The sequence below is a fragment of the uncultured Gordonia sp. genome, from assembly GCF_937858515.1.
GTDB lineage: Bacteria > Actinomycetota > Actinomycetes > Mycobacteriales > Mycobacteriaceae > Gordonia.
In genome coordinates this window covers 1-11,430 of sequence record NZ_CALLZT010000138.1, presented here as the reverse complement: position 1 = coordinate 11,430, position 11,430 = coordinate 1, and the positions used below count along the sequence as shown (strand labels likewise).

15 protein-coding genes and 4 tRNA genes are annotated in these 11,430 nt (G+C 64.0%); 6 read left to right on the top strand and 13 right to left on the bottom strand.

Going from position 1 to position 11,430, the window contains the following annotated elements; translation table 11 throughout:
* Positions 1–11 precede the first annotated feature (11 nt).
* The 5 genes from Q0627_RS12560 (at position 12) to Q0627_RS12540 (ending at position 3,259) form a co-directional block, all read left to right on the top strand.
* On the top strand, positions 12–452 hold the full coding sequence (locus tag Q0627_RS12560; RefSeq protein WP_298810271.1) for a hypothetical protein: 441 nt from the start codon (positions 12–14) through the stop codon (positions 450–452).
* A 302-nt stretch (positions 453–754) separates the two neighbouring features.
* Complete coding sequence (locus Q0627_RS12555; RefSeq protein ID WP_291013904.1) at positions 755–1,369, top strand: hypothetical protein; 615 nt, start codon at positions 755–757, stop codon at positions 1,367–1,369.
* A 62-nt stretch (positions 1,370–1,431) separates the two neighbouring features.
* On the top strand, positions 1,432–2,067 hold the full coding sequence (locus Q0627_RS12550) for a hypothetical protein (protein ID WP_298810267.1): 636 nt from the start codon (positions 1,432–1,434) through the stop codon (positions 2,065–2,067).
* Between the two features lie 300 nt (positions 2,068–2,367).
* Positions 2,368–2,643, top strand: a complete 276-nt coding sequence (locus Q0627_RS12545; RefSeq protein WP_291013908.1) for a hypothetical protein — start codon at positions 2,368–2,370, stop codon at positions 2,641–2,643.
* Positions 2,644–2,752: 109 nt separating this feature from the next.
* Entirely contained in the window at positions 2,753–3,259 is a 507-nt protein-coding gene (locus tag Q0627_RS12540; RefSeq protein WP_298810264.1) for a hypothetical protein, read from the top strand.
* Positions 3,260–3,310: 51 nt separating this feature from the next.
* Here the strand turns inward: Q0627_RS12540 and Q0627_RS12535 are convergent, their stop codons facing one another.
* The 11 genes from Q0627_RS12535 to Q0627_RS12485 all read right to left on the bottom strand — a co-directional run bounded on the left by Q0627_RS12535 (position 3,311) and on the right by Q0627_RS12485 (position 9,436).
* Positions 3,311–4,411, bottom strand: coding sequence for a DUF2855 family protein (locus Q0627_RS12535; RefSeq protein ID WP_298810261.1), 1,101 nt, complete (start codon positions 4,409–4,411; stop codon positions 3,311–3,313).
* A 252-nt stretch (positions 4,412–4,663) separates the two neighbouring features.
* A complete protein-coding gene (rplA, locus tag Q0627_RS12530) occupies positions 4,664–5,380 on the bottom strand; it encodes a 50S ribosomal protein L1 (RefSeq protein WP_298810259.1) in 717 nt (238 codons plus the stop codon).
* An 81-nt stretch (positions 5,381–5,461) separates the two neighbouring features.
* Positions 5,462–5,896 carry a 50S ribosomal protein L11 gene (gene rplK / locus Q0627_RS12525; protein ID WP_291013918.1) on the bottom strand — a complete coding sequence of 145 codons (435 nt, stop codon included), beginning with the start codon at positions 5,894–5,896 and terminating at the stop codon, positions 5,462–5,464.
* Positions 5,897–5,976: 80 nt separating this feature from the next.
* Positions 5,977–6,786: a transcription termination/antitermination protein NusG gene (gene nusG, locus Q0627_RS12520; protein WP_298810257.1), complete on the bottom strand. Its 810-nt coding sequence runs from the start codon at positions 6,784–6,786 to the stop codon at positions 5,977–5,979.
* 112 nt (positions 6,787–6,898) lie between these two features.
* Positions 6,899–7,303: a preprotein translocase subunit SecE gene (gene secE, locus Q0627_RS12515; RefSeq protein ID WP_298810255.1), complete on the bottom strand. Its 405-nt coding sequence runs from the start codon at positions 7,301–7,303 to the stop codon at positions 6,899–6,901.
* A 39-nt stretch (positions 7,304–7,342) separates the two neighbouring features.
* Positions 7,343–7,415 (bottom strand) — tRNA-Trp (locus Q0627_RS12510).
* Between the two features lie 199 nt (positions 7,416–7,614).
* The gene (locus Q0627_RS12505; protein WP_298810252.1) at positions 7,615–8,703 is read right to left on the bottom strand and encodes a fused (3R)-hydroxyacyl-ACP dehydratase subunits HadA/HadB; all 1,089 of its coding nucleotides are present in this window, start codon (positions 8,701–8,703) and stop codon (positions 7,615–7,617) included.
* 108 nt (positions 8,704–8,811) lie between these two features.
* The gene (gene rpmG / locus Q0627_RS12500; protein ID WP_005188102.1) at positions 8,812–8,979 is read right to left on the bottom strand and encodes a 50S ribosomal protein L33; all 168 of its coding nucleotides are present in this window, start codon (positions 8,977–8,979) and stop codon (positions 8,812–8,814) included.
* A gap of 84 nt (positions 8,980–9,063) precedes the next feature.
* Positions 9,064–9,137, bottom strand: a tRNA-Met gene (locus Q0627_RS12495).
* A 22-nt stretch (positions 9,138–9,159) separates the two neighbouring features.
* Positions 9,160–9,232 (bottom strand) — tRNA-Thr (locus Q0627_RS12490).
* Positions 9,233–9,355: 123 nt separating this feature from the next.
* A tRNA-Tyr gene (locus tag Q0627_RS12485) sits at positions 9,356–9,436 on the bottom strand.
* A 161-nt stretch (positions 9,437–9,597) separates the two neighbouring features.
* Here Q0627_RS12485 and Q0627_RS12480 point away from each other — a divergent pair.
* The gene (locus Q0627_RS12480) at positions 9,598–10,089 is read left to right on the top strand and encodes a YajQ family cyclic di-GMP-binding protein (RefSeq protein WP_291013930.1); all 492 of its coding nucleotides are present in this window, start codon (positions 9,598–9,600) and stop codon (positions 10,087–10,089) included.
* Positions 10,090–10,093: 4 nt separating this feature from the next.
* Here Q0627_RS12480 and htpX read toward each other — a convergent pair whose 3' ends face one another.
* Together htpX and Q0627_RS12470 are read right to left on the bottom strand one after the other, a co-directional pair.
* The gene (gene htpX / locus Q0627_RS12475) at positions 10,094–10,939 is read right to left on the bottom strand and encodes a zinc metalloprotease HtpX (RefSeq protein ID WP_298810244.1); all 846 of its coding nucleotides are present in this window, start codon (positions 10,937–10,939) and stop codon (positions 10,094–10,096) included.
* Between the two features lie 92 nt (positions 10,940–11,031).
* Positions 11,032–11,430, bottom strand: a 399-nt coding sequence (locus Q0627_RS12470; RefSeq protein ID WP_298810242.1) for a polyprenyl synthetase family protein, incomplete at its 5' end; no start/stop codon positions are given.

Below are 11,430 nucleotides of genomic sequence, written 5' to 3'. Positions count from 1 at the left end.
AGGAGGACACCATGAACACTCGTCGTCTTACCGCCGCCGCTCTCGCCGCCGCCTCGTCGACAGTAGCCCTGCTCGGAATGTCCAGCCCGGCTTCGGCTGACGTGATCACCAAGACCACGAAAGTGGCTCACTGCGACAATCCGATCACCAATCCGCAGGTCTGCCGCAATAAAATCTCGCAGGATTTCCATGTCAACTACCCCGGATCCGGTCACGTGATTCTCAAGTTCAAGGCGGATCCCACCCATTGCTCGGATATCTACGCGACCATCTATATCGACGACTACCCCGAGCAGACGAACCGACTGCGGCCCGGGCAGTCGATGAAGATCGATACCCACCTCCGGAAGGGAATGCACACGATGAGCGTGCAGGCCAAGGGAGTCTACGGCGGCTGCAACACCGGGAAACTGGACAGTTGGTCCGGACGCATAAGCATCGATAAGGAATGAGAAATCTGATCTCACCAGATCGATGAGTCGGCCCACCCGGCGAACGGGGTTGGGCCGACTCTCGTTTCAGTATCGGAGAAGCGACGAGGCCGTCGCCTACCGGCCGTGGCCCGCGGATAACCTGCCCGCACGTCGCCCGTTCGGACCCTCTCGAATGTCAAGTAGTCCACTACTCGTGCCACCAGCAACAGCACCGACGACGATCAGCAGGAGGCGCGTTCAGTCGAGTAGTCGACTACTCGCGACGATCGCCGGAACCTGAGCAATGCTATCGGCAACATCTCACAACCCGGGAGGCCACAATGTTAATCCTGAAGTCATCGACCTGGCGTCGCTGCGCCGCCACCACTGCCATCGCGGTCGTCACCGCCTCGGCCGCACTCGCGGCCGGGCCCGCCGGAGCCTGGACCACCCAACCCGGCCACGCCGGATCAGCGGTACTGGCACACAGGAACATTTACGCAACGTTCAAGAATCCGTTTACCAAACCGATCGATTGCGGAATTCTCATTACCCCAGCGAAAGACCTTCCCGCACTGACAACCGCATCGAAACATTTCAACGCGGCATTCGCAGCGGATGCCAAGAGTGACCACAGCGGGGCCACTACTCACAACAACAATGCCGTCGCAGCGCTCAAACAGGTCACCCTGCTGAATTTCACTACGACCAACAATGAGTCGGTGACGGTCCCGGCCACATCATCTCGAACCGTCGTCATCTACGCACGCGGGGCCACAGGGTACTTCCTCAACCCGCCGTATGCGGCGCTGAGCCTCTGCCGCAACAGCGGATGGGTGGGCGGAACAATCGACGGCGACGCGTATGCGTTCCCGGTCCGATCGGTGGCCCAGATCCCGACCACCACCCTCGCGCCTCCTGTGAACATCCCCAAGGTCGTGCCGCGGCTCAAATGACGATGAGATTGTCCGGACCGCAGCACAGTTGTCCACCTACCGAACCGATTTCAGGGAGCATCATGTCAAGCGTTAAGTCTTTCATACAAAAGTGCACGACAACCGCCGTCGTCGGCGTCGCCGCCGCCTACAGCCTGTTCGCAGGCTCCGGCCCCGCCGACGCATGGGTGACGGCCGCCGGTCACGCCGGCTCCGGGGTCTGGAAGAACGAACACATCTTTATCACGCTCAGCAATCCACTGCCCCGCCGCATCCGGTGCGACATCGTGATCGCGCCCCGCTCGGCGTTGCCGACGCTGACCGTCGTCGCTGATCACCTGAACGAGTACTGGCGGGCCGCTGTCAACGGCGATCACGCCGGTGCGGACACGGCGATGAAGAAGGTCATCGCGGACCAGTCGACGTTGAGTAAGGTGGGCTCCAGTTCGGCCACGAGTGTAACGATCCGGTCGACGAAGCTCGTAGTTGAAGTCAAAGCCTTCGGCGCCACTTCACTTTTCCCGAACCCTCCGTACGCCGGGTTGACGGCCTGCAGCGACGCATTCCCGTCCGGCACCGCGACCGACGGAGACGCGCATGCGTTCCCGATATCCCAGTCATACCTGACGATCCCCACGAACATCCCGAAGGTGATCACCTCACCGAAACCCAAACTGACCGTACCGACCATCAAGGTCACGCCACCCAAGTACCGCTGACGGTCACGCTGAGGTTCCCCAGAAAGCCAGCGCAGTGGTTGATCGGGGCCACCCACAGACTCCGATCAACCACACGGAATTCCGAATCACCCAATTCTGCGGATAAATCCATCACCATCCACAGCCCTACGCGGTGAGCTGAGGGCACCCGTCGACCACGATCGACCGCGCGACTACGCGGGCGCGGCGCGTGGCACCCGCAGAGATTCGGGTAGTCGGCTACGCGTGGCACGGGGCTTCGGCGACACAAACATGAGAGGGGTCACAGCAACGCCAAGAGTTCTCACGCAGGAGGTTCTCATGTCCGCACCGGCAACCACCGTCCGCCGCAGGCGTGTCGCCACCATCGTCGTCGGCCTCGCCGCCACGGGAGTGTTCGCCGCCGGCACCGTCGGTACCCTGGCCTCCGCCGACAGCACCGGCACTCCCGAAGCAGGCAAGAGCAAGACCGTCGTCGTACCGGAATACCCGCTCATCCCGAAGATCGACTGCGGCTGCCTTCTCGACCCGCGCCTGAAGCCGAACCAGACGACACTGCACACCATTCCGCTCCAACCGGCACTCTTCCCCAAGTAGCTCGAAGTCGACGGGCAGACGACCAGAGCCCCGAACGACCCGGTCGGGGATGGCCCGGCGAGGAGGTGGCAAGATGGTCCGGCAAAGCCGTCGTACCAGGAGAAGCCGGATGAGACTCACCTTTCGCCGCCGCATGGCCGTCACCGCCACCGGTGCGGCGGTCGCTGCCAGCGCGCTCACCGCGGGTACCGCGGGTGCTTGGGTGAGCGTTCCCGCGCATTCGGCTTCGGGCCAGACGGTGGCGGGCACCGTGCGGATCATCTACACCAACCCGCTGGATCGGACGATCACCTGCACGGTGCGGATATACCCCGCAAGCAAGGTCACGACGCTGCGACGGGCCGCGCACCTGCGCAACCTGTCGGAGACACAGCGCGCCCAGCAGAAGAAGCCGGATGCCCGCAAGTCGGCAACGCGGGCGAGGGCCAAAGCCGCCTCGGCGGGCCGCCCACTGTACGAGTCTCGAACCCCCACAAAGGTTTCCCCGGGAAGCACGCGCGTCGTGTACTGGTCGTCCAAGGGGCGCTCGGCCCGGTCCTACTCGGCGCTCAGCGAATGCCGCAACGGCGGCCAAACGGACACCACCGCGATCCTGCTCCGGCCGATCGACGTCTGAGGTTCGGGCCCGATCCCCCGGACTGCGATCCACAAGTCCGCATAGTTTCATTCAGAAGCTGATGATATGGCCGACCGCCGGGTCGGTGTGGCCGGAATAGACGTCGTGCCAGGCGTTTTCCAGCCCTTCGGGGCCGTCGCCGACCGTGACCGTGACCCAGGTGTCGGCGACGGGGAGGAAGGCGTTCCAGGATTCGGCGAATCTGTCGGTGATGCCGTCGCGGCCCCAGTCGAGGAAGCGTTTGCGCATCTGCTGGGGTGCGAAGAAGGTGACCGGGTGGTCGGCGGTTTCGGTGCCCGCGTCGTCGATGGTGCCGACGGATGCGGACTGCTGGTTGGTCATGCCGCCGATGGCGACCTTCACCAACGCGTCGCCGAGGTGGTCGCGCAAGGTGCCCGGCAGGGACTGTTTGCCGGTGAAGTCGGCGAGCATCACCGGGGTGTCGGCGGGCAGGTTGTCGAGCTCGTCGTAGGTGAACACCTCGTCATAGCAGCCGAGACCGGCGGTGAAGTCCTTGTTGCCGGGCGAAGTGAGTCCGATGACCCGCACGTCCTTGCGGTCCAACTCGAATGCGGTGCCGTAGGCCGTTTTCGCCGATGCCGACGAAATGATCACCGACTGCGCGCCGAACAGCCGATTGTCGATGATCCAGTCGGCGAACATGAACGACGTCCAGTACAGCGGCCGGAACAGGATCTGCAGCTCCTCGGTGGCAACGTCATAGAGCGGGTCTGTGTCGCTGAGCGCATACGCGTTGTACGGCGACGTCAGGTTCTCGCGATGCTTGCTCGCGTCGCGGAATCCGCGCGAGTCGACACGCCCGGGCCGCACAACGAGATGACCTGCGGCCGGATAGTACCCGTAGAACCGCGACCCGACGTCAACCCCGGCGACGGTCGATTCGACCACGTCGGCGAACCCCCACAGCGGCACGATTCCCCAGCCGTCGGCGGCCGGGAAGAACTCCCAGTAGTCGAAGGCTTCGCCGAGGACGGCGTAGGTGACGTTGTTGGCCGTGAGGCCCACCCGGCTGACCTTGAGCCGCACCTCGCCGTCGGCGAGCGCATCCAGCGACGTCTCGACCACACGTGAGGTGCCCAGGTCGTCACGCTTGAGCTCGTACGTCCAGGATCTGTCCGCGCCATCGGTCACAGTTGAATCGTGCCTCAAGTTTCGGGGCGGCCGCAACCCCACAAACTAGTCGTCCACTACTCGTGCCCTTCAAACCATCACCAAATGGCGCCGGCAATGACCGAGGCAGCCCAGTGACATTTAGCGCGTACTGACCCCCACATGCGGGCGTGGCTCCGGTCGAACCCACCGGCAACAAGCACCGTCCCGAAATGCCGATCGGCCCCCTGACAATTGGTCAGAGGGCCGATCGGTACGTGCGTTACTGCCTGATCAGGCGTCGGCCTCGAGGGCGAAGTTACGCGAGACGGCCGGGTCGACGGGGATGCCGGGGCCCGTGGTGGTGGTGATGGTGACCTTCTTCAGGTACCGGCCCTTGGCCGCGGACGGCTTGGACCGCAGGATCTCGTCGTAGGCGGCGCCGTAGTTCTCGGCCAGCTTGGCCGGGTCGAACGAGGCCTTGCCGATGACGAAGTGCAGGTTGGCGGCCTTGTCGACGCGGAAGTTGATCTTGCCGCCCTTGATGTCGTTGACAGCCTTGGTCACGTCGGGGGTGACGGTGCCGGTCTTCGGGTTGGGCATCAGGCCGCGCGGGCCCAGGACACGCGCGATCCGGCCGACCTTGGCCATCTGGTCGGGGGTGGCGATCGCGGCGTCGAAATCGAGCCAGCCGCCCTGGATCTTCTCGATCAGATCCTCGGCGCCCACCTCGTCGGCGCCGGCGGCCAGGGCCTCGGCGGCCTTGTCACCGACGGCGAACACGATCACCTTGGCGGTCTTACCCGTTCCGTGGGGCAAATTGACGGTGCCTCGAACCATCTGATCTGCCTTACGGGGGTCGACGCCGAGGCGGATCGCGGCTTCATCGGTCGCGCCGGGGTTCTTCGACGAGGGGGCCTTGGCGAGCTTCACAGCCTCCAGCGGGCTGTACAGCTTGGAATTGTCGACCTTGGCCGCTGCTTCGGCGTAGGCCTTGCTCTTCTTGCTCATGTGCTCTGTTCTTTCTCCGCTATGACGACGCGGGGTGTGTGGTGCGGACCGAGCCGGCCCTCCCACGGAAAATGGCGGCTATCAGCCTTCGACGGTGATGCCCATGGAACGGGCGGTGCCGGCGATGATCTTCGCGGCCTGATCGATGTCGTTGGCGTTGAGGTCTTCCTGCTTGGTCTTGGCGATCTCGCGGACCTGATCGAGGGTGACCTTGCCGACCTTCTTGGTGTGCGGCTCGCCCGAGCCCTTCTGCACACCGGCTGCCTTGAGCAGCAGCTTCGCGGCGGGCGGAGTCTTCAGCTTGAAGTCGAACGAGCGATCTTCGTACACGAAGATCTCGACCGGGATGACATTGCCACGCTGCGACTCGGTCGCCGCGTTGTACGCCTTGCAGAACTCCATGATGTTGACGCCGTGCTGGCCCAGTGCGGGGCCGACGGGCGGTGCCGGGTTGGCAGCACCTGCCTGGATCTGGAGCTTGATGATCCCGGCAAGCTTCTTCTTCTTGGGAGGCATTCTTGTTCCTTGTTTGTTTCTTGCGAATCCACGTCCGCTGGAGGCGTGGAAGTATGTGACCGCTCCGCTGTGGGAGCGCGTCAGATCTTTTCGACCTGGTTGAAGTTCAGCTCGACCGGGGTCTCGCGACCGAAGATCGATACCAGAACCTTGACCTTGCGCTGCTCGGCGTTGACTTCGCTGATGGAGGCGGGCAGCGTCGCGAACGGACCGTCCATGACGGTGACCGACTCGCCGACCTCGAAGTCGACCTCGATGACCGCGGTCACCGCGGCAGCCGCGGCCTCAACGCTGTCGTTGGCGGCCTTGGTCGCCGACTGCTTCTTGGCGGCGGCCGGCGGCGCGAGGAACTTGAGCACCTCTTCGATCGTCAGCGGCGACGGACGCGCGGTCAATCCAACGAACCCGGTGACACCCGGGGTGTTGCGGACGGTGCCCCACGACTCGTCGTTGAGTTCCATCCGCACCAGGATGTATCCGGGCAGCACCTTGCGGTTGACCTTCTTGGTCTGACCGTTCTTGATCTCGGTGACCTCTTCGGTCGGCACCTCGACCTGGAAGATGTAGTCGCCCACATCGAGGTTCTGCACGCGGGTCTCGAGGTTGGCCTTCACCTTGTTCTCGTAGCCCGCGTAGCTGTGGATGACGTACCAGTCGCCGGGCGCGCGACGCAGTTGCTTGCGCATTTCCTCGACCGGATCGACCTCGACGGGCTCTTCTGCGACAGGTTTTTCAGCGACGGGAGCGTCTTCGGCGGCGGCTTCATCGGCAGCGGCGGTCTCGTCCGCTACCGGCTCGGTATCGGCAATGTCGACGTCAGCAGCGTCCACCGCATCGGCGTCCGGGGTCAGCGCCTCGGTCGCTTCGATCTCGTTCTCGGGGGTGCTCACTGCTGCCCACGCTCCTCTTTCACTTGCTGGTCGTCAGCAGCGGCGCTGCCGGCCGGTCTCGATCGGATGTGGTGCATCCGGTGCGGTCTTGTCCGGCGTGAACGGCCCGGTGTCAGCCGAACAGCCAGAGGACGCCCTTGCCGAAGGCGATGTCGATGCCGGCGATGAAGGCCGTCATGATCACGACGAACGCGAGAACGACGATCGTGTACGTGATCATCTCCCGGCGCGTCGGCCAGATGACCTTCTTCAGTTCGGCGACGACCTCTTTGAGGAACGTCCAGATCCGGACAAATGGGTTGGCACTCGCCGACTCCGGAGCATCTTTCTTCCGCTCGGCGACGGCGACGGATGATCCTCCGTCGCCCGCGGCACGGCGTCCCCGTGCCGAGCGCTTACCCTGCGGGCGAAGCTCGGCGTCGTCGTCGGACGGGAGGTCGGTCTCGAGGTCGTCCACCACCGAGTCGGCGGCGTCAGGGGCACCTTTGGCCCGGGCAGCGCGGTCTCGCTTGCTCACCTTCGAGGTTCCTCTCGTCAACGTGTGCCCTGTCCAGGGCAGGGGCGACAGGACTTGAACCTGCAACCTGCGGTTTTGGAGACCGCTGCTCTGCCAGTTGAGCTACGCCCCTTTGCGGCCACCGAGATGGCCACAGTCCATTGTGCCTGACCATGTCTACAGGATTTGTGTCCTACAGAACGTTCTGCGGGACTTACGTCCTACAGAATCAACGCGCCACCCTCAGGGCAGCGCGCAAGTCAATTCAATCGACACTTCAGTGTAGATCACGACCGCCCCCGAACCCAAAACACCCCTTCGAGCGGGTGCAATCAGTTGAACTGCACCACTGCCTGGGCGCGGCCGAAGATGCGGCGGTTGCCCTGCTTGGCGACGATGGCGATGGTGCCGCGGCGGGTTTCGGGGTCGAGGGATTTGACCTTGCCGGTGAAGTCGACGGCGGCGCTGTCATCCTCGGGTACGTACACCATGCTGGTGAAGCGCACGTTGTACTCGCAGAACGCCGCCGGGTCCCCGATGAATTCGGAGATGTAGCTCGCGCCGAGTCCCATCGTCTGCATGCCGTGGGCCACCACGCCCTCGAGGCCGGCCGCCTTGACGACGTGGTCGGAGAAGTGAATCGGATTGGGGTCACCGGCGACGCCGGCGTAGTTCGACAGGTTACCGCGGGTGAGCAGGAACCGTTTGTCGGGCAGTTCCTGTCCGACGGACAGCGTGTCGAAATCGATCGCACTGTAGGCGGGTGGCAGTTCGGTGGGGTCGGGTTTGCGTTCGCGGCCGGCGGCGACGGTGACGCCGGGGTCGGGGATGGTGTCGATCTTCATCATCACGTGGTCGAGCGAGGTGATCAGCTCGGGGTCGATCTCCAGCCCAGGACGGGCGGCCAGCGAGGTCCAGGTGGTCATCACCGGTTCGTCGTGCTGGTTCCAGATGACGTTCTTGGTGACCATCAGGTCGACTATCTCGGGGCTGGTCACGTGCCGGAACGAGTCGAGGGTCACATCGCACACCAGTTGGTCGCCCACTTTGATGGGCCTGTGGTACATGAGCCGCTGGTCGGTCTGCAGGATCGACCACAGGTCGTAGCCGACGACGACCTCGTCGAACAGTTTGCGTTGTGCGACGACGCCGATGATCGAGACGAAGGTGGGCGCGGCGATCAGGGTGTCGTGACCGAGTTCACTCGCTTTCGCCTCGTTCCAGTGGACGGGGTGGGCGTCCTGGACGGCGAGCGCGTGCCGGCGGACGTCTTCGCGGCCGACCTCGAAGTAGTCGTCCACCGTGTAGTGGTAGCCGACGAGTTCGGCGGTCCGCGCCGCGAGCTCATCGGGAGAGAACTTCTCACCGCTCTGGAACGCCAATGCACGCTGCTGCAACTCTTCGGCAGACACCTGGCTCATTCGGTGGTCTCCTTCATCGGACGGGCCACAACAACACCGAAGGGCCACCTCTTTCGAGGCAGCCCGCGGTTTTGCGCTATGGGTTCAAGATTCGGTGGGTGAACTGTGTCAGCGCGATTCTTTGTGCGCCTGGTGCGTTCCGCAGTTGGGGCAGAACTTCTTGATCTCCAGGCGGTCGGGATCGTTGCGACGGTTCTTCTTCGTGATGTAGTTACGGTGCTTGCACACCTCGCATGCCAAGGTGATCTTGGGGCGAACATCGGTTGAGGAGGCCACTGCAATCTTCTTTCGGGTGTATGGTCTTCGGTCGGCCCACGACTTGTTCAGAGAACCGAACTCGTCGCGATGCACCGTTGTGTGTAGCGGTGGAGGGACTCGATCCCTCGACCTCACGATTATGAGTCGTGCGCTCTAACCAGCTGAGCTACACCGCCCTGTGGACTGGTCGGTCCAGCGAGCCCCCTGACGGAATCGAACCGTCGACCTTTTCCTTACCATGGAAACGCTCTGCCGACTGAGCTAAGGGGGCGTACCCGGGATGCCTTGTGGGCTTCCCGAGAGCCTTTACGAGGTTACACACCGATCCTCACACGCTCCAAATCGCCTGTTGGGGCGATCGGGGCGCGCTTGTCATCGACGAGTGACCACGTTGTGGCAGGTATAGGATTCGAACCTATGTAGCTTGCGCGACGGATTTACAGTCCGCTCCCTTTGGCCGCTCGGGCAACCTGCCGTGCCGTTCCGTCTCGGCCGGAACCGATGAGAACAACGCGGTGAAGAATACAACGAACCATGCCCTGTCGCGCAAATCGCCTGGTGAGAGGCCCTTGTACGAGGCCGCAGTGCGGGGACTCGGTGCCGGGCGCGCCCGCGCCTACCGCTACCCTGTCGGTCATGGCTGATTCATCGTTCGACGTGGTGAGCAAGGTCGACCGCCAGGAGGTCGACAACGCCCTCAACCAGGCCGGCAAGGAGTTGTCGCAGCGTTACGACTTCCGTGGCACCAACACCACCATCGCGTGGTCCGGCGAGGAGGGCATCGTGATCACCTCCGACGCCGAGGAACGCGCCCAGGCCGGCCTGGAGGTGTTCAAGGAGAAGCTGATCCGGCGAGACATCTCACTGAAGGCCTTCGACGCCGGTGAGGTCACATCGTCGGGCAGGACCTACAAGATCGCCGGCAACCTCGTGCAGGGCATCGACTCCGAGCACGCCAAGAAGATCTCCAAGAAGATCCGCGACGAGGGCCCCAAGGGTGTCAAGGCGCAGATCCAGGGCGACGAGCTGCGGGTCTCCAGCAAGAAGCGCGACGACCTGCAGGCCGTCATCGCGCTGCTCAAGGGCGAGGATTTCGGGATCGCACTGCAATTCGTGAATTACCGATAGCGCGTCAACCCCTGCGCGCCATCTCCTGTAGCTGGGCGATCCGTTCCTCGGTCGGCGGGTGGGTGGCGAACAGCCGGGTCATTCCGCCGCCGCGGAACGGGTTCTCGATCATCAGGTGACTCTGAGCTTCGATCGCGGGTTCGGGGGCGAGCGGGGCCCTGTCGACGCCGCCGGAGATCTTGGCCAGCGCCGACGCCAACGCCAGCGGGTCACCGGTGAGTTCGGCGCCGGACTGGTCGGCCTGGAACTCACGCGAGCGCGACACGGCCATTTTGATGACGGTCGCCGCGATCGGTCCGAGCAGTGAGATGGCCATCATGCCGAGCAGACCGGGTCCGTTGTTGCGGTTGCCGCCGAGCATGAAGGCGAAGTTGGCGATGCCGGTGATCACCGACGCCATCGCGCCGGCGACCGACGAGATCAGGATGTCGCGGTTGTAGACGTGCGACAGTTCGTGCCCGAGGACCGCCCGTAGTTCGCGTTCGTTGAGCAGTCGCAGGATCCCCGCGGTGCAGCACACCGCGGCGTTCTGCGGGTTGCGGCCGGTCGCGAACGCGTTGGGTGATTCGGTGGGGCTGATGTAGAGCGCTGGCATCGGCTGGTGTGCCGTGGTGGCCAACTCACGCACGATCCGGTACAGCATCGGCGCCTGCACTTCGGTGACGGGCTGCGCGCGCATCGACTTCAGCGCCATCTTGGCGCTGTTGAAGTACACGTAGCCGTTCATGCCGACCGCGAAGACGATCGCGACCAGCAGGATCAGCGGGCTCCGGAACATCGCGCCGATCCCGATGATGATCGCCGACATCACCCCGAGCAGCACCGCCGTCTTGAGACCGTTGAAATGCATCACCCACCCGCTTCCACCGTCCGACACCGGTACATCACCGGTTCACACTGTCAAACGTACGTGAGGTGCGGTCAGGTTCCGTGTTGAGAAGTTCAGCCGGTGCGGTCGATGGTGTAGCGGACCAGAGAGGACAGGGCGCCGGTGGCCTGTGTTTCCGGGAGCCGGGCCAGTTCGGCCAGGGCCTCGTCGGCGAACGAATGCAGTTTGGCGTGCGCCTGGGCCATGCCGGATGACGTGGTGAGCAGTTTCAGGGCCTCGGTGACCTCGTCGTCGGCGGTGAGGGCACGCGGCTTGCCGGCCGGGTCCAGCAACAGCTCCCGCAGCCTTGGCGTCGACGGCTCGTCACCGCGCAGCGCATACAGCACGGGCAGCGTGTGCACGCCCTCACGCAGGTCGGTGCCCGGGGTCTTGCCCGAGTCGCCGGTGGCCGACGCGATGTCGATGATGTCGTCGGACACCTGGAAGGCGATGCCGATGATGTCGCCGATCCG

Bases quoted from the DNA above. Each gene is read 5' to 3' on its own strand.
- htpX (WP_298810244.1), bottom strand. From the start codon at position 10,939: ATGCATTTCAACGGTCTCAAGACGGCGGTGCTGCTCGGGGTGATGTCG.
- Q0627_RS12555 (WP_291013904.1), top strand. From the start codon at position 755: ATGTTAATCCTGAAGTCATCGACCTGGCGTCGCTGCGCCGCCACCACT.
- Q0627_RS12560 (WP_298810271.1), top strand. From the start codon at position 12: ATGAACACTCGTCGTCTTACCGCCGCCGCTCTCGCCGCCGCCTCGTCG.
- Q0627_RS12540 (WP_298810264.1), top strand. From the start codon at position 2,753: ATGAGACTCACCTTTCGCCGCCGCATGGCCGTCACCGCCACCGGTGCG.
- Q0627_RS12505 (WP_298810252.1), bottom strand. From the start codon at position 8,703: ATGAGCCAGGTGTCTGCCGAAGAGTTGCAGCAGCGTGCATTGGCGTTC.
- rplA (WP_298810259.1), bottom strand. From the start codon at position 5,380: ATGAGCAAGAAGAGCAAGGCCTACGCCGAAGCAGCGGCCAAGGTCGAC.
- Q0627_RS12545 (WP_291013908.1), top strand. From the start codon at position 2,368: ATGTCCGCACCGGCAACCACCGTCCGCCGCAGGCGTGTCGCCACCATC.
- rplK (WP_291013918.1), bottom strand. From the start codon at position 5,896: ATGCCTCCCAAGAAGAAGAAGCTTGCCGGGATCATCAAGCTCCAGATC.
- Q0627_RS12480 (WP_291013930.1), top strand. From the start codon at position 9,598: ATGGCTGATTCATCGTTCGACGTGGTGAGCAAGGTCGACCGCCAGGAG.
- Q0627_RS12550 (WP_298810267.1), top strand. From the start codon at position 1,432: ATGTCAAGCGTTAAGTCTTTCATACAAAAGTGCACGACAACCGCCGTC.